Here is a 23,918-nt window from a genome sequence, read left to right on the forward strand (position 1 = left end):
CTTTCTTCCCTCCCCTGGCCAGGGGAGGGGAGAATGGGGGACGGGAGGCGTTGCCGTGATCGAGAAGGTCCAGTTCCGCAACTTCAAGGCGTACCGCTCGCACGACCTGGAGCTGGAGCCCTTCACGGTCCTGGTGGGCCCGAACGCGTCGGGGAAGACGACGCTGCTCGAGGGGCTGAGCCTGCTATCGGCAGTTGCAAGTAACCTGTTGGCAGGCGGGCGCTCCTACTGGCCTGGCCCCCTCGTTCAGTCTCATGGGAGTGATGCACCTGTTGAGATTGGGGCAGTTGGGAAATGGGGAGGCATTGACGGCTCCGTAACGGCTATCAGTCCATCTGAGGCAGTGCAGAGGGCAGACACGCTGACCCTTCCATTCTGGATTCGCGGCGAGTTTGGAGGGGGGCGTTTTGGGATCGAAGGAAACCATCGCGGCGCCTCGCGCACTCTTCCGTTAGACCTCGGATATCAATCGGGCAAACTCCGGAGTGATGTGGAGCCCTCGCAGTTGGGACATTTGCGGGCAGCGCTAAGTGCCACTGCTATCTTGCGGTTTGTCCCAAGGCTCCTGGCGGCGGCTTCATACAGCGATGAAGTAGTGCCCTCCCTGGCCTCGGATGGAAGCGGCTTCGCGTCCGTGTTGGCATATCTCAAGCTGAGCCAAGACGAGGTATTCAACGAAATTGAGTCCGCCCTCAGAGAGATCGTTCCTTCGGTACGGCGTATTCGTATCGAGCGCGCCGCCGTTGAGCAAACGGCTATTCGTACCATTGCTTTAGACGAACAGCGGCGCAATGTTCCAGAGAAGAGGACGCTTTGGGGCAACCAAGTTGTTTTCGACATGAAGGGCGCGAAGGGAGTTGCGCCTGATTCGGCGGGCGAGGGCACTTTGATGGTGCTCGGGTTGCTCACTGCGATCATGGGCCCATTGAAGCCCCGGCTTGTCCTCTTGGACGACATTGAGTTGTCACTCCACCCGGCGGCGCAATCGCGCCTCATCGCGGCCCTGCGCGCCATCCAGAAGCGTGACCCCCAACTGCAGATCATCGCCACCAGTCACTCGCCCTTCATCCTGAACGACCTCGACCCGAAGGAGGTCCGCATGACCTACCTCGCGGACAACGGGTTCGCGCGGTGCGAGAAGCTGACCGCGCACCCCGAGTTCGAGAAGTGGAAGGGTCTGATGGCGCCGGGCGAGTTCTGGAGCAGCGTGGGCGAGGACTGGATTGGAAAGCTGGCTGAGGCTGCTCCGAATGAGTGAGCCCTCCTTCGCGTTCGGAGTCGTCTGCGAAGCGCGTGCGGACCAACTCACGGCATGCATGATCGCAAACCGAGTCATCGATGAGCACGTTGACTGGGTGGCCCCCGAATTTCGCGACACCTTCTATCGGTGGCGTGGTGTCAGCGCGTCTCCAGACGACAGGTTCGTGCGGTGGCAGAAAGTCCGGGAAGAAAGCGCGCTCCGCGGCATCAAGCCGATCTTCGGACGTTTCGGAGGAGAATCCGGGAAGCCCGATGCGCTCATGACAAGGCAGGCGCTGCTGCTTTTCGCTTCCCTCGACAGTCGGCCAGATGCCGTCGTGCTGGTGCGTGACAGTGACGGCGACCCTTCACGTCGAGATGGCTTGGAGCAAGCGCGGAGCACGCACGCATGGCCCTTCAAGGTGGTCATCGCCCTGGCAGAGCCAAAGCGCGAGGCATGGGTGCTTTCCGGCTTTGAGCCTCAAAATCCTGATGAGAGCGCTCGTCACCAACGTCTCAAGGCGCGGCTTTCGATCGACCCGTTGGTCAGGTCCCACGAACTCGACGCTCGCGAGCATGGCGCGAAGACGGACATCAAGCGCGCGCTCACGGAGTTGACCCAGGACGACTGGAACCGCGAGCAGCAGTGCATCGAAGAGTCGCCGTTGGAGCTCCTGAAGCAGCGAGGCGAGAGAAACGGCCTCGCTGCCTTCATGAAGGAGATCCGCGAACACCTCGTTCCCATCTTCGGCCCGGTTGCTCCCAGGTAGGAACGAGCCAGGCCCAGAGAAGCCAGCTCAGCAGGCGTCGATGCACTCCACCGTGTAGAACGGCGTCACGTCCTCGGTGGCATGGCAGTCCGGGTTCGCGCAGGAGCAGTGCAGCGTCATCACATACTCCGTGAGCGCCTCGTCATTGTAATACGTATACGTACAGGCCAGCCGGGACGACTGCGCCTCGGCGGTGGGCGTATAGCCCAGACTGCCGACGCCAATGCCTCCGGGAACCGCCAGCACCGCGACCGCCATGAGCAGCTTCTTCATGTCACTCTCCGGGGTAACGCGAACTTCGGGGGAGCGCGGACATTACCGCCTCAGGGCCGGTACTCCCAATGCCAGGGCTCGGACGGGACGGTGCGCACGAAGCCGAAGTTCCTCGCGTTGTTCGCCAGCCATCGGTACGTCGAGGTGCCCGTGCCGCCCGTGTTGATGTCCACCGCGATGCCGCCCTGATGGTTGGAGTAGCCCGGAGGCGCGGCCAGGTTGCCCGTACCGTTCTTGTACGCGCGGTACAGCGCCTCCTGCTCCGCCATGCTGCGGAAGCCGCTGTTCACCTTCAGGGTGATGCCCTGCGCGCGCGCCGCCGCGTGCATGCGGTTGAACGCCGCCGCCGCGTCCGTGCGCATCTCCTTGCCGTTGGGCACGGGCGACAGGGAAATCCGCCGAGGCTGTCCATTCACATAGCCCGTGACGACCCGGCCGCCACCGCCACCGCCCGGGTTGGTGACGGGGCCCTGGACGTTGATGCCCAGCTTGTCCCACGTCTTGGGGCCCACGATGCCGTCCGCCGTCAGGCCGCGGGACTGCTGGAAGGCCTTCACCGCCGACAGCGTCTTGGGGCCGAACACGCCGTCCGCCGTGCCCGACGAGAACCCCAACTGGTTGAGCCGCTGCTGGAGCGCCCGCACCGGCTCGCCCCGCGCGCCATTGCGCAGCGTGGGGCCCGAGCCACCGCTGACCCCCGCCGAGTTGAGGGCCTGCCACGTCTTGGGCCCGACGACGCCGTCCACCTGGAGCCCTCGGGCGCGCTGGAAGGACTGCACCGCCGACTGTGTCTTGGGACCGAACACGCCGTCCGCCGCGCCCGGGTTGAAACCCGCGGCCTTGAGCTTGTTCTGGAGCGTCGTCACCGCCGCGCCCCGCGCGCCGTTGCGCAGCGTGGGGGTCGCGCCCGCCGAGCTGAGGGCGCCCCTCGTCTTGGGCCCGGCGATGCCGTCCACCTGGAGCCCACGCGCGCGCTGAAAGGCCTGCACCGCCGCCAGCGTCTTGGGGCCGAACACGCCATCCGAGGCGCCCGGGTTGAAGCCCGCGGCCCGGAGCTGGTTCTGGAGCGTCGTCACGGCCGCGCCGCGCGCACCCATGCGCAACGTGGGCGAGGCAGAGCGGGACGCGCTGCTGGACGCAGCCGCGGAGGAGCGGGCAATGGCTACCATGGGGGACTCTTCCCTTGTGAAGAAGAATGGAGTTGGACCCATTTTCCCAGCCGCTCAAAGAAAGTTGCCTCGGATTGCGTCAAAAGCGCGTTTCAATCCTGTCACGCGCCTGGGTTGAGCTGCGTTTCGTGGCGTGACGGAAAAGTTGCATCAAGGTGGCATGGGTTGGATGGGGGTCGTGGCATTCATTCCCGCGGAAATCTTCCAATGGAATGCAGTCCTTGCCTTCCCGCCCGGGGCTTCGGGCGTGCTCGTGCAGTCCAGAAGTCCGCGGATGGCGGCACGGATGGCGCAGCCGGCCAAGTCGGTCTCCTGAGGCGTCTGGTTTGTCATTGCCCGCGCGGACGCTGGCCGCGTTCCGGCGGCGGGCTCCCCGCGCATGACGCTGTTCGTTCAATCCGATGGGAGGACGTTCATGGCGAATATGACCGATGCGCGCGCAGGCTGGTGGCCACGGCCACCCGTGACGCGTCCGGCGCGCGCTGAGCCACGTCCATGTTCCCCGAGGCCGTTGGCGGCTTCGCCCACGGCGCCACGGGCATGGGCTGGGCGCTCGCGCGGCTGGCGCTGAGCGGCGCCGGCACCCCGGCGGAGCGGCAGGCGTGGCTCGACCTGGCGCACGCGGCCTTCGACTACGAGGAGTCGCTCTTCCATCCGGACGTGGGCGGTTGGCGGGACGCGCGCAGCGGCGTGGGCGCGCGCTTCCTCCCCAACGGGTGTCATGGCAGCACGGGCATCGGGCTGGCGGCGTGTGACCTGCACGCCCGCACCGGCGCCGCGCGTCACCTGGACGTGGCGCGCCGGGCCGCCGCCGCCGGACTGCGCGAGGGCTTCGGCTGGAGCCACACGCTCTGCCATGGCGACCTGGGGCCGTGGGAGCTGCTGGAGCGGTGGCGCCGCATCGGCCCCGAGGCGCTGGGCGCGGACCGGGACGGCTGGGACGCCGCCATCCTCTCCGGCCTGGAGGAGCGGGGGCCGGTGGGCGGATGGTCTCGGGATGCCTTCACCCCCGGGTTGATGCCCGGCATCGCCGGAATCCTCCACCTCCTGCTGGAGCTGCATCCGGAGAGCAGGCTCGCCACACCCCTGCTGCTGAGCCTGCGCGAGGAGGCACCCGGGCCTCCGTCCGGGCGCCAGGCGGGCCCCCCGAAAACCGCCTGGAGGCCCGTTTCATAGAGAAAATCTAGGTCTCCTGAAGGAACAACCTTGGGAAGTGGTCCCCTGTGAAGCTGTTCTAGTCCCGCCGGGGCATGAAGTGGCCGACGAAGCTTGCATTCGTTCCGCGCTGCTGAATGTTGTCCCCAAGGTTTTTTCTAGGGAGAGAGGGTCATGAAGGGAAGCTTCGCCAAGCGCATCACGTTGTTCGTCCTGACCAACCTCGCGGTGCTCGCGATGCTGGCCATCGTCGGGCGGATCATCGGGGTGGAGAACCTGCTGGCCCGCCAGGGCGTGGGACTGAACCTGCCGGGCCTGCTCATCATGGCGGCGGTGATGGGGTTCGGTGGTTCCATCATCTCGCTGCTCCTGTCCAAGCCGATGGCGAAGTGGAGCACCGGGGCGCAGGTCATCAAGCAGCCCCGCACGGAGGCCGAGCAGTGGCTGGTGGAGACGGTGCACCGGCTGTCGCGGGACGCGGGCATCGGCAGGCCGGAGGTGGCCATCTACGACAGCCCGGACATGAACGCCTTCGCCACGGGCGCCAACCGCAACAACGCCCTGGTGGCGGTGTCCACCGGCCTGCTGCATGGCATGCGGCGGGACGAGGTGGAGGCCGTGCTCGGCCACGAGGTCGCCCACGTGGCCAACGGTGACATGGTGACGCTCACGCTGCTGCAGGGCGTGCTCAACACCTTCGTCATCTTCCTGAGCCGCGTGGTGGGCTTCTTCGTGGACCGCTTCCTCAGCCGCTCCGAGGACGGCGAGGAGAGCGGCGGCACGGGGCCGGCCTACTTCCTCACCAGCATCGTGCTTCAGATTGTGTTTGGCATTGGCGCCAGCATCATCGTGGCCTGGTACAGCCGCCGGCGTGAGTTCCGCGCGGACGATGGCGGCGCCAGGCTGGTGGACCCGGGCGCCATGGCGCGCGCGCTGGACCGGCTGCGCCGGCAGCAGGGCGAGCCGGCCATGCTGCCGTCCAACATGCAGGCGTTCGGCATCCGCGGTGGCGGGATGATGGCGCTCTTCTCCAGCCACCCGCCGCTCGAGCTGCGCATCCAGCGCCTGGTGGACGGGAGCTGGAAGCGCTGACGCGAGCGCTGGGCGTGCCCCCGGCACATGTCACGAGCGTGTGACATGTGCCGGGCTGTTTGGTGACACAGGGCGCGCGCCTGTGACGGTGCGGCAACAACGGGGCCCGGTTCGTTGCAGTGGTCCATCCCGTCTTGTAACGGGAGCGCAAACTCGAGCCCGGGCGCTCTGTGCGCGCCCCGTTGGCAGTCTCGCGCCGTCATGACCCTCCCTGCATCGTTCCGCGCTGTTCTCCAGGCAATGCTGTCCGGCTCCGCGCTGCTGCTGGCGCCCCTCGCGTCCGCGCAGCAGGACGCGGCCGCGCCGCCGGCCTCCAGTGAGCCTCCTTCCGAGCCGGTGCCGGTGCCGGTGCCCGAGGGCGCGAAGCCCGAGCCCGCGAAGGCCGAGCCGGCCGAGAAGAAGGAGCGGGCCTGGTACGAGCGCATCCGCATCCGTGGCTACTCGCAGGTCCGTTACAACCGGCTGCCCAGCTTCCGGGTGAATGACGAGCTCGTCAACGACCAGGGCGACCGCTTCCTGGGCAGGAACACCGGCTTCGGCATCCGGCGCGCGCGCCTGGTCCTCTTCGGTGAGGTCCATGACCGGGTGTCCATCTACCTCCAGCCGGACTTCGCCTCGGTCATTGGCGACCAGTACAACGTCACCCTCATGCGGGACTGGTACGCGGACATCTTCCTGGACGCGAAGAAGGAGTTCCGCCTGCGCGTGGGCCAGTCGAAGATTCCGTTTGGCTTCGAGAACCTCCAGTCCAGCCAGAACCGCCTGCCCCTGGACCGCAACGACGCCATCAACAGCGCGCTCAAGGACGAGCGCGACCTGGGCGTCTTCTTCTACTGGGCGCCCGACGAAATCCGGAAGCGCTTCAAGTACCTCGTCGACAACAACCTGAAGGGCTCCGGCGACTACGGCGTGGTCGGCGTCGGTGTGTTCAATGGCCAGACGGCCAACCGCGCCGAGCGCAATGACACCCCGCACGGGGTCGTTCGCGTCACGTATCCCTTCCTGTTCGGCTCGCAGTACGTGGAGGCGGGCGTGGGCGGCTACTACGGCCGCTTCGACCTCAACGCCTCGCCGCGTGACGGCATGCCCTACGCGCTGGCGCGGGGCTCCAACATGGTGGACGCGCGCGCCATCGTCAGCCTGGTCATCTACCCGCAGCCCCTGGGCTTCCAGGCCGAGTACAACCTGGGCCGCGGTCCCTCGCTGGGCGAGGGGCCCGTCGATGGCCTGCTCATCGACAGCCGCCAGCTCCGGGGCGGCTACGCGCAGCTCATGTACAAGCTGGATGGCGTGCTGGGCGTCTCCCTCATCCCCTACATCCGGGGCACCCTCTACGACGGCGGCAAGAAGTTCGAGACGAACGCGCCGCTCTATGACGTGCGCGAGCTGGAGCTGGGCGCCGAATGGCAGCTCAACAAGGCGCTGGAGCTGACGGGCACCTATCTGGTGTCAGACCGTACCTCGTCCCGGTACCCGTACACCCGGGAGCAGGGCCACGTGACGCGGGTCCAGCTCCAGTTCAATTACTGAAGCAATCCCGGTGGGCGCCGTGAGGTGTCTGTCACAAGCTCGTGACTGGTGCGGTGCGTCAGGGGTTGTTCGTTGATACTGGATTTGAACGCTGGGGCTGTTGTTTTCGCGGCTTGAGCAACTTTCGGACATTGATCCGGAAAAACATGGAGGCGTCTGGCTTGCTTCGCCTCCATGGAGCCGTCGATGACTGGAAGCAACACCTCCTACCGAATCCGTCAGGGAGACACGCTCAGCGCCATTGCGCGGCGCAACAACACCACCGTGGATGCACTGGCGCGAGCCAACAACATCCAGAACCCGGACCGCATCATCGCCGGGAAGACCCTGGTCATCCCGGGCGCGCGGGACGGCTTCGAGGCCAACGTCCCCCGGCCGGTGCCGCGTCCGGCGGGCCTTCAGACGGGTGGGGCGCAGCCGCGTGACAGCTTCGAGGCGGGCACCTCCCAGGCGGGCATGGCGCAGGGCGTCACGCCCGCGGGCACCGGGGCGGTGTCTGGCACGCAGAATGGCTATCGCAACATCGACCTGACGGCGTTCCGCCAGGGCGGGTCCAACTCCGAGTCCGCCATTGTCGTTGGCACCTCGGAGGGCAACCGCACGCCGAGCGGCGGCTTCACGGCGAGCTACGGGGGTCACACGGACCCGGGCAATGCCAAGCACAACCGGGGCTCGTTCTCCTATCAGGGGGGCGGCGCGAGCTCGCCGTCGCACGCGGATGAAATCTGGAACCGCGAGCTGGGCCGCGTCACGCCGCAGTACCAGGCCGCCGCCCAGCGCGCGGGCCTGGACCCGAACAACGCGCTGCTGGCCTCCTCCTTCTACGACCTGCACACGCAGTCGCCCCGCGCGGCGCAGAACTTCCTCAACCGCGAGCTGCCCCGGCTGGCGCAGGACCCGCGCGGCGTGACGCCCGAGGCGCTGGTCGACGCGCGCGTGAATGCGTTCCGCAACGACGCGGGCGAGCTGCGCGCGGCGGGCTTCGACCACAGCGAGACGCGGCTGCGCGCCGACCAGACGCGCCGCGAGACGGCGCTGGTCCGGGCCCTGGACGCGCGCGGCTACCGCGACGGTGGCTCGAACACCTCCGCGCTGCCGGCCGAGGTCCCCATCCCGCGCCCGCGCCCGGAGCACCTGACGTCCGGCACCCCCGCGCTGCCGGCCGAGGTCCCCATCCCGCGCCCGCGCCCGGAGCACCTGACGTCCGGCAACACCCAGGCCGCCGAGAGCGCGACGCCCACGGACTTCAACGACACGGCGGCCATCACCCCCGCGGCGGACCGCCCGGCGGTCCAGACGAACGCGCCGTGGATCAGCCAGTATGACGGCTCGCAGGTGGTGCGCGCCGGTGACACGGCGTGCTTCCGCGCGGTGGAGGCCATGGTCAAGCAGGCGGGCGGCACCGTCACCGGCCCGGGCAACCGCATCCAGGTGGCCACCGGTGACGCCTCGGGCGGCGGCGTGACGGTGGACCGCGCGGCGGCGCAGCGGGGCCGCGAGTACATCGACAGCCAGCTCGACGCGGGCCTGCCCGTGGGCGTGGGGGTGAACCACCGCTCTGGCCAGAACTCCGACAACGTGGACGGCATCACCGACCACTTCGTCATGATTACCGGCCGCGGCGTCGACGAGCAGGGCCGCACGTACTACACCTTCCACGACCCCGCGACGAACCACCGGGAGCGTGGCGCGGACACCAACCCGAACAACCGCTTCTACGTGAACCCCGACACGGGCAACCTGTACCGCGAGGGGCCCACCACCGGCGCCGTGGTCCAGCGGCACTTCGAAGTGACGATGGTCCGGCCGAACGCCTAGTCGTTCCGCGGGCGCCCCGGCGAGGGGCTGAGAAGTCCTGATTCCAAGCGTATCCGGGGCGGGAGGCGTGGCTTCCCGCCCCGCTGTGTTCAGTCAGGAAGTGGGCGCGGGCGCGCGGCGCGTTATGGTCACCTGTGCGCCCCGAGGAGCCATGAACTTCGTCTTCATCTCCCCCCACTTCCCTCCGCATTACTTCCACTTCATCTCCGCGCTGCGGGAGCGGGGCGTCACGGTCCTCGGTATCGGTGACGCGTCCTACGAGTCGCTCCACCCCGAGCTGAAGGAGTCCCTGCGGGAGTACTACTTCGTCCCCAGCCTCACGGACGAGGACGCGCTCACCCGCGCGGCGGGCTACCTGACGTGGCGGCACGGCCGCATCCACCGCATCGACTCGCTCAACGAGTCCTGGCTGGAGGTGGAGGCGCGCCTGCGGGAGGACTTCAACGTCCCGGGCCTGCATCCCGAGGACATCCACCGGCTGCGCTCCAAGTCCGGCATGGCGGAGGTGTTCCATGCCGCGGGCGTGCCGCATCCGGACCTCATCCGCGTCCGCGACGCCGCGCAGGTGAAGGCCTTCGCCGCGCGCGTGGGCTACCCGCTGGTGCTCAAGCCGGACGTGGGCGTGGGCGCCGCCAACACCTTCAAGGTGGCCAGCGACGCGGAGGTGGACGCGGCCCTGTCCCATCCGCTGCCCACCACCTACGTGGCGCAGCCCTTCGTGCGGGGCACCATCGTCACCTACGACGGCATCGTGGACCGGCACGGCGTCATCGTCTTCAACCTCAGTCACGAGTACAGCGACGGAGGCATGGAGACGGTGATGGAGCAGCGCGACATCTCCTTCTGGAGCCACACGCAGATCCCCCCCGCGCTGGACGTGCTGGGCCGCCAGGTGGTGGCCGCCTTCGGCCTGCGCGAGCGCTGGTTCCACCTGGAGTTCTTCCGCCTGCCCGACGGCCGCTTCATGGTGCTGGAGGCCAACCTCCGTCCACCCGGCGGCTTCATGGTGGACATGATGAACTACACCTGTGACATCGACGTGTACCGGCTCTGGGCGCGCGTGGTGACGGGGGACCCGGTGGCGGACTTCCGCTACACGCCGCGCTACCACGTCTGTCACAGCGCGCGCCGCAAGTCCCGCCGCTACCGGCACTCGCACGCGGACGTGGAGAAGAAGCTGGGCAGCTCGCTCATCCTCCACCGCGAGCTGCCGGCCATCTACCACAGCCTCCTGGGCGAGCAGATGTACCTCTCCCGCCACACGGACATGGACGCCCTGCGGGACACGGTGCGCTTCATCCAGGAGAAGGCGTAGCGCGCGCTCAGCGCTCCGTCCAGGTGAGCAGGTACGTGGTGCCGTCCGCGTCTTCTTGCGTGCGCGTCACGCGCGGGGACTCGGCGCCGCCCATGCGCAGGAGCGCCTCGAAGAGCGCCTCCGCGTAGCCGGGCGCGTTCACCCGCGAGTTCATCCGCATCACGAAGGTGGTGGGGCCCTGCTCCGTGAGCTCCGCCTCCGTGTAGTTGTCGGTGCCGCGCAGCGTCTGCGGCAGGCGCTGCACCATGCGCCGGGGGCCCAGCAGCCGCATCACGCCGTACACCGCGCGCCCCACGATGGTGCGGCCGTAGCCCTCCACGTGGCGCTCGGCGAGCTGGCGGAAGGCCTCCTCCCGGGGCACGCCGGGGAAGGTCTCCTCGGCGATGACGTTCAGGCACTGCTCCCACAGCGGCACCGGGTAGGCGGGCAGCAGCGGCCGGTCCAGGTCGATGCCGGCCTGCCGCAGCCGGTGCTTGAGGCGCGGGGACACCTGGCCGCGCAGCCCGTGCTCCAGCAGGCCCTCCACCACCTGGACGTAGACGAGCCGCTGCTCCAGGGGAACGGGCCTTCGGTGCTTCATGGTCGGCGCCTCACCCCAGCAGCCAGCGCATGGCGGTCGGCAGCCGGCGCTGCCAGTCCCGCTCGTGGTGTCCGCCGTGCGGGTCCAGCACCAGCGCCACCTCGTGGTCCGCGTAGCCCAGCTGCTTGAGGTGCTCGTAGAAGGCGCGCGTGGACTCGCCGTAGTAGAGCGGCACGCCGCTGGCGTCGGTGTACTCGTGGGCGCCCGCGTCCAGGTAGATGCGCGTCCAGCGGCGGCTGTGCGAAGCCCACGCGCCGAAGAGCTGGCTGGCGCCCCACGTCACGGTGGGGGACAGGGCGCCGATGCGGCCGAACACGTCCGGGTAGCGGCACCCGAGGTACAGCGAAATCAGGCCCCCCAGCGACGAGCCCATGGCCCCCGTCCACCGAGGCTCCGGCCGGGTGCGGTAGGTGCGGTCCACCAGCGGCTTGAGGTGCTCCACCAGGAAGCGCGCGTAGGCCTCGCCGCGCGCGTGAACCTGGCCGCGAGGCTCGTCCCACGGCGAATAGTCGTGCACGCGCCCCTGGCCGGAGTCCACCGCGACGATGAGCCAGGGCTCCAGGCTCCCTTCGCCCACGCCGTGCTCCAGCGCCAGGTTGGCGCACCAGGTCTCGAAGAGGGCCGATTCAGGGTGGGCGAACACGTTCTGCCCGTCGTGCATGTACAGCACGGGGAACCGGTGGCCCGGCATCGCGTCGTATGCGTGGGGGGTATAGACGCGCACGGTGCGCGCGAAGCCCTCCTGGGGGGAGGGGAAGTCTCGGACGATGTGGACGTGGCCCATGGGAACCGGGTGCCAGCATACCTGGAGGGGGGACGGCCCGGGAGCCGCTGGCCTCGGGGATGCACGAGCGAGGCGCCCAAGCCGCGTGAAAAGCCGGTTATTCTGGAGTCCCCTCATGGAGCTGGAACATCCCCATCTGGCGGTCCTGCTGCTCACCACCGAGGCCGACCTGCGCGACGCACGCGAGGCCCTGGATGGGAGCGAGGAGTCCCGCCTGCGCTATGTCGCCGCGGAGAGCCGCGCGGAGGCCGCGTACTTCCTGGCGTGGGACCTGCTCGAGGTCGACCCGCGCCTGGGCCGGGCCTGAGCCCCGGCGCCGCGCGCGTCCCGTCCCTGGACGGCTGGTCCGTGTCGCGGACGGCTCGGATGGAGGGCGCCGCTGTAGGGAATCGTGGTCTGTCTTGTGCACAGGGCGCGGCGCGTGCGTCGGGTGCTCTGGGTGGGGTGGTGGCTGGGGTGGTGGTTGGCGGGGGCGCTGCCCGCGCGTGCCGCGCCGTATGAGGTGGAGCCTGAGTCGGTGGGCGCGCGGGAGTTGCTCGCGCTCGCGGAGGAGGGCGCCATCTCCGGCGAGACGCTCTCCGCGCTGCTGGCGCTCCGGCGGACCGGCGTGGACCTGTCCGTGGCGAGCCGGGCCTCGCTCTATGGGTTGCCGGGGCTGACGTACTCGGACGTGGACGGGCTGCTGCGGGCGCGGGGGACCGCCGCCGCCGCGGGAGGGCGCCTGGCGCGTGGGTTGACGGAGGCGGCGTCGCGGCGGCTCGCGCCCTTCCTGGACGCGCGCGCGCCTGGGCGCCTGTCGGGTGACGCGCGGTTGATGATGGCCTTCGCGGCGTCGGATGGGCTGCTGCCGCCGCTGGCCTTGCAGGTCCGCGCGGGAGGGCTCGCGGGGCTCCGGGTGGGGCTGCTGACGGCGCTGGCGCGGCGCACCCTGGGGCCGCTGCGCCGGGACGCGCGCCAGCGGGGCTTCGTGGTGGACGGACCCGGGGCGGCTGTCCAACTGCCCAAGCTGTACATGCAGTGGACGGGGGAGCGCGCCTCGCTGCTGGCGGGGACGTACCGCCTGGGCTTCGGGCAGCGGCTCACGCTGGACACCACGTCGTTGCCGTCGCCCGACGGCTTCCTCCCGGATGATGGGGTGCGCCCGCCCGCGGGCCTGGAGCGGGCGTGCCTGGTGGGCGGTGACGGGTGCGAGCCCGAGGCGCGCTTGTCGGACGTCACGCCGGACTTCCGCTGGGACGAGGCGTTCCGGGGCGTCGCCGGGACGGTGCGAGGTCCGCTGGGCGCGGGCGCGGCGCTGGCGCTCACCGGCTTTGCTTCGTACCAGTCGCGCTCGCTGGCCCGGTCCGCGGTGCTGGACCGCGGAGCGTGTCCGTCCGCGCGGCCGGGTGCCCGCGGTGCCTGCAAGGCGCCGGACGTCTGGGTGCCGCTGTCTGGCGGCCGGTGGGAGAAGCTCACCGCGCGGACGCTGCCGGGCGTGTTTCGCGAAGTGGCGGGCGGTGGCAACGCGACGCTGTCGTTCTCCTCGCGTGGGCACGTGGGGCTCACCGGCTGGGGCGCCCGGCCCGTGTGGCGGGAGGCGACGCTCGACTTCCAGCCCAGCGCCCGTTACCCGGCGGGCGGTGCTTTCGGCGCGCTGGGGCTCGACGCCGCGTGGGGGCGGGGCGCGGTGGACCTCTTCTTCGAGGGCACGCGCAGCTTCGACGCCGCGCCGGGTGGGGGCGGGGACTTCGGGATGATTCAGCGCACCGTGCTCTCCGGTGCGTCGCGTGAGCTGGAGGTGTCGCTGCGCTACTACGGGCGGGGCTTCGCCAATCCCTACAGCGGCGCGCCGTCCGGCCCGGATGCGCTGGAGGGGCTGCGCGTCCGCAACGAGCTGGGCGCCCGGCTGCGCTACCTCCACCGGGAGGAGGGGGCGTGGCGGCTGCGGGGACAGGTGGATGCCTGGACCTTGCCCGCGGATGGGGCGGTGGCGGGGAGCGCGGGCACGCTCCACGCGCGGACCTCGGTGCGCGGGGACCTCCGCGCGTGGGCGTGGCTCCAGCCCTCGCTCCAGGTGGAGCTGCGTGACAGCGGCGTGGGCGGGGTGGGGGCGTGCGCGGACGACGTGCTCACCGAGCAGGAGGCGGCGGACCTGTGCGCCAGCGCGCGCTACGGCGTCACCGCCCGCTTGCGGTCCGACCTCACGGAGGGGCTGACGGTGGCGCTCCAGTACGGGCATGCGCGGGTGCGGGCGCCCGAGTTGGAGGGGCTTCGGTCCGACGCGCAGGCGGTGCTCGACGTGCGAGCCCAGCCGTCCGCGTCCCTGAAGCTGCACGGGCGGCTGATGTGGAAGGACCAGGACCTCTCCGACCGCAGCCGGCTCCAGCAGGAGCTGCGGGCCGCGGTGGAGGTCGCGTGGAGGGTGTCGAGCGCCGTGTCGGCCCAGGGCCGGTACGCGTGGGTGCTCGACTTGAAGGACGCGCGCGTGGCCCGTGTGCCGCCCGACCCGCCGCGCCACCTCTTCCACCTGGAGCTGGAGACGCGCTTTTGACGGAGTTGAACGAGAGGGGGCAGGGCATGAAGGGATGGGGCAGGTGGCTTGGGTGGGGCTGGCTGGTGGCGTTGGCGGGCGCGTGGGCGTGTGGCGGCGCCGCATGGGACGAGGACACGGACGCGGCCTGCGCCGGGCTGCTGCCCGGTGACGTCGTCATCACCGAGTACCTCAACGACCCGGTGGGCACGGACACGGGCCAGGAGTACGTGGAGCTGCACAACCCCACGCGCGTCCGGGCGGACCTGCGGGGGGTGACGCTCTACGCGTCGCGGTCGGACGGCTCCCAGGAGCGGGCCTTCGCCGTGCTCGAGGACTGGACGGTGGAGGCGGGGGGCTACCTCGTGCTGGGAGACGTCCGCGACGGGCCGCTGCCCGCGCACGTGGAGCACGCGTACGGTGAGGGGCTGGGCGCGCTGGGGAACTCGGGCGGCCGGCTGGGCGTGCGGTGCGGGGCGCGGGTCCTGGACGAGGTCCAGCTCTCCGCGCCCGCGAAGGGCGGTGTTGCGCGCGTCTACGACGGCCGGCTGGTGCCGGATGTCGCGGGGAACGACGACCTGGCGCGCTGGTGTGATTCCCCCGATGCGGGTGGGGGTGGGGCGTTCCAGGGCAGCCCAGGCGCCGCGAACGCGCCCTGTGGACCGCCGGGCGATGCGGGCCTCCCCGTGGACGCGGGCCACGTGCCGACGTGTCTGCCTGGCGACGCGGGCGTGGCGAGGCCGCTCGTGCGTCCGCGCGCGGGTGACCTGGTCCTCACCGAGGTCATGGCCAATCCCCGGGGAGACGACACGCTGGGCGAATGGGTGGAGCTGCTGGCCACGGCGCCGGTGGACCTCAATGGCGTGACGCTGGCCGCGGAGGCCGGGGAGACCACCGTGGCGGCGGAGGGCTGCCTGTCGCTCGCGGCGGGGGAGTCCGCGGTGCTGGCGCGCCGCGCGGATGCCACCCTCAACGGAGGGCTTCCCACGCCACGGGCCACGTTCCACATGGACCTGCGCAACGCCGGAGGCCGGCTGGTGGTGAAGGTGGGCGACGCGGTGGTCGACGCGGCCGACTACGGCCCGGCGGTGGATGGCGTGGCCACGCAGGTGAGCGCGCCGCTCGCGGATGCCGACGGCAATGACGCGCCAGCCGCCTGGTGCGAGGCCACCGCGGCGTATGGCACGCGCGGCAACCTGGGGACGCCCGGACAGGTGAACCGCGCCTGTGTGGGCGATGGCGGCACGCCGGGCGGCGCCGGTGATGGAGGAACGCCTGCCGGTGGTGGGGACGCCGGGACACCGGCGCCGCCGGGCTGTATCGACCGGACCACGGGGGCGTCGCGCGCTCGCAGGACTCCCGCCGCGGGCTCGCTCGTCCTCACGGAGTTCATGGCCGACCCTCAGGCGGTGGCGGACGCCACGGGCGAGTGGGTGGAGGTGCTCGCGCTGCGCGACGTGGACCTCAATGGCGTGTCGCTGTCCAATGAAGGTGGGAGCCGCGCGACGTTCGAATCGGCGTTGTGTCTGTCCGTGAAGGCCGGGGGCCGCGCCATCCTCGCGCGCAGCGAGGACGCGGCTCGCAACGGCGGCTTGCCCGCGGTGCTGGGCACCTTCAACTTCAACCTGCCGAACACCGCGGGCAACCGGAAGCTCGAGCTCTCGGTGGAGGGGCGCCTGGTCGACGCCGTGACGTGGACCGGCGCGGCGACTCCGGGTGTGTCATCGCAGCTCGACCCCCATCGAAGCGACCCCCAGCGCAATGACTGGCCGGGGAGCTTCTGTCCCACGCCCGACGCGGCCCGCTATGGCCGGGGAGACCGGGGAACGCCGGGAGGGGTGAACCGCCCATGCGCGCCTTGAAGGTGACGAAGCGCGGCGGGGCCCTGCTGGGGTGGGGCGCGGTGGCCTGGCTGCTGGCGGCCTGCGGCGTTGATTCAGGGGCGTCATGCGGCCCTGCCTCCGGACGGGTGACGGAGGTCCTGGACGGGGACACGGTCGTCCTGGAGAGCGGCGAGCGCGTCCGCTACCTGCTCGCGGATGCGCCGGAGCGCACCGGCGCGGGCGGCGACTGCTTCGGCCCGGAGGCGCACGCGTTCAACCGGGGGCTCGTGGAGGGCAGGCGGGTGACGTTGGCGTATGGCGAGGCGTGCGAGGACCGCTACGGCCGGCTCCTCGCCTATGTGTCCGTGGAGGGGCGGGAGGTGAACACGCTGCTGGTGGAGCGAGGCCATGCCTGTGTCCTCCATGTCCCGCCCGCGGGCCGCTCCAGGCGCGCGGAGTTCGAGTCCCTGGAGGCCCAGGCCCGGCTGGCCAGACGGGGCGTGTGGGGCGCCTGCGCGCCCGTGCCGTGCCAGCGGTGAGGCACCTGTCGGACGAGGCGCCGTCGTGGCCGCCTCTTCCGCGAGGCATCGCCCGAGCTCGACCCGGAGACGGGCAGCCCACCCGGAAGATGGGATGTATCCCAGTGGTAACAGCCATGCGCGGCCCGAATGCGGAGGGCAGGCGTTCCTGGTTGGGGGGCTGGTGAAGACGTGCCAGTGGAACCATCGACTACGAAGGCGCACGCATGAGCCCTCGCGCCACGTCATCGCGCACGTTGGCGGACCTGCTGGAGGTCCTGCGAGAGGACATTGGCCGGCGCTGGCTCGCGGGGGTGGGCGCCGCGCTGGGGGCGCTCGCGCCCCTGGCGGGGGCGGGCACGGGAGGGCTGCTCAACTTCGTGGCGGCGCTGGGGCCGCTGCTGCGGACGCCCTCCCAGGCGGCGCGCCTGGCGGAGGCCCGCGCCCTGGGCCGCGAGCACGGGCGGGAGCGCTACCTGGCGGGCTTCAGCATCAACTCGCTGGTGCTCGAATATGGCGCGCTGCGAGAAGCCATCCTCGAAAGCCTGGAGTCCGTGGGCTGGGCTCCCGCGCTCGCGGAGCTGCGCGCCCTGACCCAGGTGCTGGACGCGGGGCTCACGGAGGCGGTGGGCCAGTCCTCGCTGGAGGACGAGCGGGCCTCGCGGGCCACGGGAGAGTGGCTGCACGGGCTGCTCGACCACGCGCCCACCATCATCTACGCCAAGGACACGGCGGGCCGGTACCTCTACGTGAACCACGGCTTCGAGCGGGCCGCCGGCAAGCTCCGGCGCGACGTGCTGGGGCGCACCGACTTCGACCTGTTCGCCAGGGAGATGGCCAGCAGCTTCGTCGAGAATGACCGGACCGTGCTGGCCACCGGCCAGCAGCTCACCCTCGACGAAGCCGTGCGGCTCAAGGATGGCGAGCACGTCTACCAGACGCTCAAGTTCCCCCTGCCGGACGTGCAGGGACGCGTGATTGGCGTGTGCGGCTTCTCCACGGACTTCACCGAGGCGAAGCGCCTGGAGCGTGAGCGGGACGAAGCGCGAGAGCACCTTCGCCGCATCGTCACCCAACTGCCCGTGGTCCTCTGGGCCACGGACGCGCGGGGCATCATCACCCTCTTCGAGGGCGAGGGGCTGAGCGCGCTCGGGCTGGAGCGAGGCGCCTACGTGGGCCGCTCCGCCTTCGACGTGTACCAGGACCGGCCAGACCTCCTGGCCGCCACCCTGCGCGCCCAGGAGGGCCAGACCTTCACCCTGGAGGTGGAGATGGCGGGCTCCTACTTCATGACGGGCGTCTCGCCCGTCATCGGGCCAGACGGCCAGGTGATGAGCGTGGCGGGGGTGTCCCTGGACATCAGCGAGCGCCGGCGCGCCGAGGAGGTGCTGCGTCAGTCGGAGATGCGCTACCGGCTGGCCACGCTGGCGACCAGCGACGTCATCTACGACTGGGACCTGTCCACGGGGCGCATCGAATGGAGCGAGCTGGCCGCCGTGCAGTTCCGGTTGCCGCCGGACGACGCCCCGCATGACGTCACCTGGTGGACCGAGCACATCCACCCGGAGGACCGGGCGCGGGTGGCGCAGGACATCCAGGATGTCATCGACCGGGGCGCGGACCATTGGACGGACGAGTACCGCTTCCTGCGCGGGGATGGCACCTGGGCCGTCATCGCCGACCGGGGGCAGGTGGTCCGGGACGCCGAGGGCCACGCGGTGCGCATGGTGGGGGCCATGCAGGACATCACCGAGCGGCGGGCCACCGAACAGGAGGCGAAGCGGCGCGCGGAGTTCGAGCAGCTCCTCATCGGCATCGTCAGCCATGATTTGCGCAACCCGCTCTCCGCCATCAGCATGTCCGCCACCGCGCTGCTGCGGCGGGAGGGCCTGGATGAGCGGCTCCGCAAGGGCCTGGGCCGCATCCTCTCCAGCGCCGGGCGCGCCACGCGCCTGCTGAGGGATTTGCTCGACTTCACGCAGGCGCGGCTGGGCGGCGGCATCCCCATGGAGCCCCAGTGGCTGGACCTGCACGAACTGACGCGGCAGGTGGTGGACGAGGTCCGGCTCGCCCGCCCGGAGCGGACGCTGGTGCTGGAGTGCCGGGGCGACGGCTACGGGCAGTGGGACGCGGACCGGCTGGCGCAGGTCATCACCAACCTGGTCAACAACGCCCTCAGCTACAGCCCCGACCATTGCCCGGTGCGCATCCGCACCCACGGGCTGCGGGACGACGTGGTGCTGACCGTCCACAACGCGGGCGAGCCCATTGAACCGGAGCTGCGCGCCCGCCTCTTCGAGCCGATGAAGCGCGCCGAGCGGAAGTCCACGCGCGGCGGCCTGGGACTGGGGCTCTACATCGTGAAACACATCGTGGATGCGCACGGCGGCGCCGTCCGCGTCCACTCCACGGGGCAGGAGGGCACCACGTTCCAGGCCCGCCTGCCCCGCCGGCTCCCGCGGCCTGCGTGCCCGGACGTCGACGTCTCGTGATTCTCCATGCGCCGCGAAGGGGCGCCATGACACCGTGAGGCTTGCTCCAGGGGGCCTTGCCCGGCTAGCACTGGGTCCGTGGTGACACGTTTTCCCTGGAGGGATTCATGAAGAAGGTCCTCATCGGACTGGGCATTGGCTGCGGTGTCTTCATCCTGGCGGGCATCGGACTGATGCTGGCGGGTGGCATCTGGGCCAAGAACAAGCTCGGCGGCAGCTTCGAGGCCGTGCAGGCCATGCAGGAGCAGGAGCAGGAGCTGGCGGCGCTCAACGCGAGCAATCCCTTCACCCCGCCTCCGGAAGGACAGGTGCTGCCGCTGGATGAGCAGCGGCTGCTGGCCTACCTGTCGGTGCGCGAGGCGGCGATGCCGGCGTTCAAGGACTTCGAGGTGAAGTCCAAGGAGTTCGAGGCGAAGCACAATGGCGACGGGGCCGAGGAGCCGGGCTTCAACGCGGCCATGGACGCCGCGGGCCTGTTCATGGGGCTGATGGCGGACGTGCGCAAGGCGTACATCGCCGGGCTCAAGGCGCAGGGCATGTCGCCCGCCGAGTTCCAGAGCATCACCACCACCGTCTACGCCTCCATGGTGGCCGACAGCACGGACCAGCTCCGCGCCATGGCGGCCCAGGGCAAGACGATGATGGCCACGCAGCTCGCCGAGGTGGACAAGCGGCTGGCGAGCGATTCGCTTTCCGACGCGGAGCGCGCGCAGTTGGAGGAGTCCCGGACGCAGCTCCAGGAGACGCTGGACTCGATTGAGCAGGGCAGCGCGGACGAGGAGCCGGGGCTGTCGGAGGCGTCCAAGAAGGCCGCCGCCGCCAACGTGGAGCTGCTGAAGAAGCACAAGGACCGCGTGGAGCTGATGGCCAACGTGGCCTTCGACGGCTTCGTGCTGGGCGGTGCCGGTGCCGAGGGGCAGTCCGCGGGCCTGGAGGACTAGCCCGCCGGGTGTTGCATGGGCGCTCCCGGCTCATGCCCCCCGTTCCACGGGGGCGCGGGGCCGGGACGCCGCCGCCGCGCAATCCCTGGCGCAGGCAGCGCCGCTTCCCGGCGGCCCAGAAGACAACTCAAATCCATGGCGGCACGCTCCGCATCGCGCGGTCAAGCGAGGCCTGCCCGCACGCGGGCGTTTGTGCGCAGCGTTGCAGTTGCAGGCGTTTTTCACACGAGCAATGGATTGCGCCCGGAAGAGGTAGGCGCGTGTGGCCTGCCGTTCGTCTGGCCGCTCCCTTTTCGGCCAGCCGTTCGTGGGGTATGCAAGCCATTGAATACAACGAAGCTCACTTCGCGCGGGGAGGGGCGCGTGAACCCTTGAAGGAATGGAGTCGGACGTCGATGAACAAGGTCATCTTCGCCTGTGTACACAACGCTGGCCGCTCGCTGATGGCGGAGGCGTTCTTCAATGTCATGGTGGACCCGCAGAAGGCGCGCGCCGTCTCCGCGGGGACGCAGCCGGGAGACCAGGCGCATCCCGAGGTGCTGGCGGCCATGCGTGAAATCGGCATCGAGCTGCCGGACGTGAAGCCCCGGCTGCTGACGGATGACCTGGCGCAGGACGCGCAATGGCTCATCACCCTGGGCTGCGGCGAGGCCTGCCCCCAGGTGCCCGGGCTGCGGCGCGAGGACTGGCCGCTGGACGACCCCAAGGGGAAGTCGGAGGTCCTGGTCCACCGCATCCGCGACGAGCTGGCGGCCCGCGTGGCCGGGCTGCTGGAGCGCGAAGGGTGGATGCGCGCCGGTTAGGGCCGCGTGCTCATTCCAGGTGGTAGTTGAACGGCAGCTCGACGGTGACCCGGCCGCCGAGCGCCGGTGGTGGCGGGGGGAAGGGCGCCGCGTGCCGCACCGCCTCCTGCGCGGCCTCGCACAGCACGGGATGCGGGCAGACCCCCAGCACCCGCATGGACACGAGCTGTCCCTGCGCGCCCACGGAGATGCGCAGCACGAGCCGTCCTTCGATGCCCGCCATCCGCGCCGGGTCGGGGTAGGGCACGTCATTGAAGCGGTCGCGGAACATCTCCTCGAAGGAGCGCCGGGCCGCGTCCTCCGGGGCCTCGGGCGCGGCGGCGGGAGGCGGCGCGGTGAGCAGCCCGGTGACTTCCGCTCCCAGGGCGCGCTGGGTGATGCCCGCCACGGCGCGCTCGGCCAGGCTGCCGCCGCCTTGGGACGCGATGCCGGCGGGGCGCCCGACGGACAGCGGCTCGGGCGTGCTCGGAGGCGCGGTGGCCCGGGGCGGCGGGGGCGCTCGCGAGGGCCGGGGCCTGCGCGCGGCGCGGGGCCGGGGCGGCGGGGGCGTGGGTTGGACGACGTCACCCGCGCGCGGGGCCGGGGGGACGGCGCTCAGCCGGAGCACGAGGACCTCACCCTGGTGGGCGTCCCCTTCGCGCCGCCGCGGAGCGCCGTGCCACAGCGAGGCCAGGCCCAGCAGCGCCGCGGCGTGCAGCCCGGTGGCGGCCAGCACCAGCGCCAGGAGTCGCTGACGGCTTCGCGCGGGCGCCTCACGGGCACGGAGGGCCGAGGCGAACGGCGCGGCCTCCGGCGCGGGCGCCTGGGTTGATTCCTCCGGCATGCTGTCCCCCCTCGTCCGACCCCGTCACGCCACCGGGTGGGGGTAGTGGCGCGGGGCGTGGGCGTGAAGGGCCCTTGCGCCGCGGGCCTGTGCGGCGGTCCTCAGTCCGCCGTCGCGGTGTCGCGGGCCCTTCAGCGCGGGGACCCCGGGGGGCGGGGTTTGCGGAAGACCACGGTGAGGTTGTTGCTGGGCATGTCCACCACGCGCTCGCGCTCCAGCCCATTCAGGGCGGCCTCCGCGGTGACGGCCTCCAGCGTCCTCACGCCCCACGCCGGATTCCGGGCGCGCAAGGAGGCGTCGAACTCCAGGTTGCTGGGGGCCGTCTGCCGGCCCTCGACGAAGTAGGGGCCATAGAGGATGAGCAGCCCGCCGGGGGGCAGCACGCGGCCCGCGCCCCGCATCAAGCCCTGGCACGCCGCCCAGGGTGAGATGTGAATCATGTTCACGTTGAGGATGACGTCCGCGTCCGCCTGTGGCCAGGACGCCGCGCTCGCGTCGAGCTGGCGCGGCGGCAGCAGGTTGGGGAGGTCCTCACCGGCGCGCCAGGCCTCGATGCTCTCCAGGGACTCGGCATCCACGTCGGTGGGCTGCCAGGTGAGGTGTGGCAGCGCGCGGGCGAACCAGGCCGCGTGCTGGCCGGTGCCGCTGGCCACCTCCAGCACCCTGCCGGTGGCGGGGAGGACTTCGCGGAGGACGGCGAGCAGGGGCTCGCGGTTGCGCTCGGTGGCCGGGGCATGTCGCTTCATGCTCCGGGTTTCGCACATCCATCGCGGCCCCTGCGAGCCGCGCGTGACCTGACGGGCGCATGGGGGAGCGGCTGCCCCTGCCCGTGGACGACCTGCGCACCACCCCGGGCAGCGAATGGGCGGAGCGGGGCGTGGGCCTCCTCCCGTGACGGGCTGTCCGGCGGGGCGGGGACGTTCCGTCCACGCCCGTTTGTTTCCCACCCGGCAATTCCCGGCCCCTGGGGCCGAGTCCAGTCCCGCCCCCCAGGCGCCGTTTGGGGGGTACATTGGGGGCATGGTTCCAGGGCAGGTGGACGGCTTGGGCGTTATCTCTGGCGTTACCGTCCCCCAAAGAGGAAAGTTCACCCAGGGCTCCCCTTCCTGCCGGGCGAGCGGGCACTGGGATGCACTCCTGCGCCCGCGGGTTACACTGCCGGGCGTGGGTCCCAGGTAGGGCGGGGCGCTTCACATGTGTGTACGGTCCCTTGTTGTCGCGGACCTGCCGGCCACACCTTTGGGTGGGCAGGCCTGAAACCCAATTCGGAGGAGAGTCACCATCATTCGCGAACAGAGAAGCAGCCGCGGCGGGAGCCGCGACCAGAGAACCAACCGTCGTATCCGTGCCCGTGAGGTCCGCGTCGTCGGCTCTGACGGTAGCCAGCTCGGGGTCATGCCTCTCGAGGCGGCCCTGGATCGCGCCCGGACCGAGGGGCTCGACCTCGTCGAGATCAGCCCCATGGCCAGTCCTCCGGTCTGCAAGATCATGGACTACGGCAAGTTCAAGTACGAGGAGAAGAAGAAGGCCTCGGAAGCGAAGCGTGCCCAGGTCACGGTCCTGCTCAAGGAAGTGAAGCTCCGTCCGAAGACGGAAGAGCACGACTACGAGTTCAAGGTTCGCAACACCCGCCGGTTCATCGAGGACGGGAACAAGGCGAAGGTCGTCATCCAGTTCCGCGGGCGTGAAATCACGCACAAGGAGCAGGGGACGGCCATCCTCGACGACGTGGCCAAGGACCTGAAGGACGTGGCCGTCGTGGAGCAGATGCCCCGCATGGAAGGGCGTCTGATGTTCATGATCCTCGCGCCCACGCCGAAGGTGGCCCAGAAGGCCCGCGAGCTGGTGCGTCAGGCCGCCGCCTCCGTCAAGCGCACGCCTCCGCCGGGAGCCCCGGGCGCGGGCAAGCCGGCGGCTGCCAGCGGCGGCGCCGGGGAGAAGGCCGAGCCGAAGCCGGAGGAGAAGGCCGAGGCGAAGCCCGAGGAGAAGGCCGAGCCGAAGGCCGAGGAGAAGAAGGAAGCGCAGGCCGCGCCGGCAGCAGCCGAGGCGCCGAGCCCGACGGCGTCCTGAGGGACCGCCGACACGCGGTGGGCCTGGTTTCCCACCGCGTGTGGCGCCTCTCGGAAGGTGGGGAGTGTGGCCGCCGCCACACGAGCAGGCAGCCAGGCGTGGCTCGCCGCCCACACGGGTGTCGCTTTCCCATGGGGGAGGCCGCCCGGGAGGGCTGGCAGGCGACTTGAAAAGGAGGGCACTGCTGCCGCAGTCTGTCCGCCCGCGAACGCTC

At 70.7% G+C, this 23,918-nt stretch carries 21 protein-coding genes; 15 read left to right on the forward strand and 6 right to left on the reverse strand.

The genetic code is table 11. The features are described from left to right. Positions 1-55 precede the first annotated feature (55 nt). On the forward strand, positions 56-1,258 hold the full coding sequence (locus tag MYMAC_RS02905; protein WP_095956943.1) for an AAA family ATPase: 1,203 nt from the start codon (positions 56-58) through the stop codon (positions 1,256-1,258). Then, a complete protein-coding gene (locus MYMAC_RS02910) occupies positions 1,251-2,009 on the forward strand; it encodes a hypothetical protein (RefSeq protein WP_095956944.1) in 759 nt (252 codons plus the stop codon). Before MYMAC_RS02905 ends, MYMAC_RS02910 begins: the two co-directional genes overlap by 8 nt. Positions 2,010-2,036: 27 nt before the next feature. Here the strand turns inward: MYMAC_RS02910 and MYMAC_RS02915 are convergent, their stop codons facing one another. Further along, positions 2,037-2,282 carry a hypothetical protein gene (locus MYMAC_RS02915; RefSeq protein WP_095956945.1) on the reverse strand — a complete coding sequence of 82 codons (246 nt, stop codon included), beginning with the start codon at positions 2,280-2,282 and terminating at the stop codon, positions 2,037-2,039. A gap of 50 nt (positions 2,283-2,332) precedes the next feature. Beyond that, entirely contained in the window at positions 2,333-3,451 is a 1,119-nt protein-coding gene (locus tag MYMAC_RS38270) for a peptidoglycan-binding protein (protein ID WP_095956946.1), read from the reverse strand. Between the two features lie 495 nt (positions 3,452-3,946). Between MYMAC_RS38270 and MYMAC_RS02925 the strand changes: the two genes are divergently transcribed. The 5 genes from MYMAC_RS02925 (at position 3,947) to MYMAC_RS02945 (ending at position 10,361) form a co-directional block, all read left to right on the forward strand. Continuing rightward, on the forward strand, positions 3,947-4,627 hold the full coding sequence (locus tag MYMAC_RS02925) for a lanthionine synthetase LanC family protein (protein ID WP_239989309.1): 681 nt from the start codon (positions 3,947-3,949) through the stop codon (positions 4,625-4,627). 153 nt (positions 4,628-4,780) lie between these two features. Next, positions 4,781-5,698, forward strand: coding sequence for a protease HtpX (gene htpX, locus MYMAC_RS02930; RefSeq protein WP_013936289.1), 918 nt, complete (start codon positions 4,781-4,783; stop codon positions 5,696-5,698). Positions 5,699-5,899: 201 nt separating this feature from the next. Continuing rightward, positions 5,900-7,228, forward strand: coding sequence for a porin (locus tag MYMAC_RS02935; RefSeq protein ID WP_095956947.1), 1,329 nt, complete (start codon positions 5,900-5,902; stop codon positions 7,226-7,228). 186 nt (positions 7,229-7,414) lie between these two features. Continuing rightward, complete coding sequence (locus MYMAC_RS02940; protein WP_239989310.1) at positions 7,415-9,046, forward strand: LysM peptidoglycan-binding domain-containing protein; 1,632 nt, start codon at positions 7,415-7,417, stop codon at positions 9,044-9,046. A 151-nt stretch (positions 9,047-9,197) separates the two neighbouring features. Beyond that, positions 9,198-10,361, forward strand: a complete 1,164-nt coding sequence (locus MYMAC_RS02945) for an ATP-grasp domain-containing protein (protein WP_170114695.1) — start codon at positions 9,198-9,200, stop codon at positions 10,359-10,361. Between the two features lie 7 nt (positions 10,362-10,368). On the opposite strand, the gene MYMAC_RS02950 is transcribed toward MYMAC_RS02945, so the two are convergent. Next, positions 10,369-10,941, reverse strand: coding sequence for a DUF2378 family protein (locus MYMAC_RS02950; protein ID WP_095956950.1), 573 nt, complete (start codon positions 10,939-10,941; stop codon positions 10,369-10,371). A 10-nt stretch (positions 10,942-10,951) separates the two neighbouring features. Then, entirely contained in the window at positions 10,952-11,725 is a 774-nt protein-coding gene (locus MYMAC_RS02955) for an alpha/beta hydrolase (RefSeq protein WP_013936284.1), read from the reverse strand. 115 nt (positions 11,726-11,840) lie between these two features. On the opposite strand from MYMAC_RS02955, the gene MYMAC_RS02960 reads away from it, so the two are divergent. The 7 genes from MYMAC_RS02960 (at position 11,841) to MYMAC_RS02990 (ending at position 20,811) form a co-directional block, all read left to right on the forward strand. After that, positions 11,841-12,032, forward strand: coding sequence for a hypothetical protein (locus MYMAC_RS02960; protein ID WP_013936283.1), 192 nt, complete (start codon positions 11,841-11,843; stop codon positions 12,030-12,032). Between the two features lie 114 nt (positions 12,033-12,146). Then, on the forward strand, positions 12,147-14,255 hold the full coding sequence (locus MYMAC_RS02965; protein WP_239989311.1) for a hypothetical protein: 2,109 nt from the start codon (positions 12,147-12,149) through the stop codon (positions 14,253-14,255). A gap of 26 nt (positions 14,256-14,281) precedes the next feature. Then, positions 14,282-16,096, forward strand: coding sequence for a lamin tail domain-containing protein (locus MYMAC_RS02970; protein ID WP_095961452.1), 1,815 nt, complete (start codon positions 14,282-14,284; stop codon positions 16,094-16,096). Further along, positions 16,084-16,596, forward strand: a complete 513-nt coding sequence (locus MYMAC_RS02975; protein WP_013936280.1) for a thermonuclease family protein — start codon at positions 16,084-16,086, stop codon at positions 16,594-16,596. The genes MYMAC_RS02970 and MYMAC_RS02975 overlap by 13 nt, the downstream gene beginning before the upstream one ends. 206 nt (positions 16,597-16,802) lie before the next feature. Then, a complete protein-coding gene (locus MYMAC_RS02980; protein ID WP_095956952.1) occupies positions 16,803-19,067 on the forward strand; it encodes a PAS domain-containing sensor histidine kinase in 2,265 nt (754 codons plus the stop codon). A gap of 107 nt (positions 19,068-19,174) precedes the next feature. After that, positions 19,175-20,008 (forward strand): hypothetical protein, encoded by an 834-nt coding sequence (locus MYMAC_RS02985; protein WP_095956953.1) that lies wholly within the window; start codon positions 19,175-19,177, stop codon positions 20,006-20,008. A 395-nt stretch (positions 20,009-20,403) separates the two neighbouring features. Continuing rightward, entirely contained in the window at positions 20,404-20,811 is a 408-nt protein-coding gene (locus MYMAC_RS02990) for an arsenate-mycothiol transferase ArsC (protein ID WP_095956954.1), read from the forward strand. 10 nt (positions 20,812-20,821) lie between these two features. Here MYMAC_RS02990 and MYMAC_RS02995 read toward each other — a convergent pair whose 3' ends face one another. Then, the gene (locus MYMAC_RS02995; protein WP_095956955.1) at positions 20,822-21,634 is read right to left on the reverse strand and encodes a TonB family protein; all 813 of its coding nucleotides are present in this window, start codon (positions 21,632-21,634) and stop codon (positions 20,822-20,824) included. Positions 21,635-21,765: 131 nt separating this feature from the next. Beyond that, positions 21,766-22,380 carry a DUF938 domain-containing protein gene (locus MYMAC_RS03000; RefSeq protein ID WP_095956956.1) on the reverse strand — a complete coding sequence of 205 codons (615 nt, stop codon included), beginning with the start codon at positions 22,378-22,380 and terminating at the stop codon, positions 21,766-21,768. Between the two features lie 535 nt (positions 22,381-22,915). Between MYMAC_RS03000 and infC the strand changes: the two genes are divergently transcribed. Next, on the forward strand, positions 22,916-23,704 hold the full coding sequence (gene infC / locus MYMAC_RS03005) for a translation initiation factor IF-3 (RefSeq protein ID WP_095956957.1): 789 nt from the start codon (positions 22,916-22,918) through the stop codon (positions 23,702-23,704). Positions 23,705-23,918 lie beyond the last annotated feature (214 nt).

This window comes from Corallococcus macrosporus DSM 14697 (assembly GCF_002305895.1).
Taxonomy (GTDB): Bacteria; Myxococcota; Myxococcia; order Myxococcales; family Myxococcaceae; genus Myxococcus; species Myxococcus macrosporus.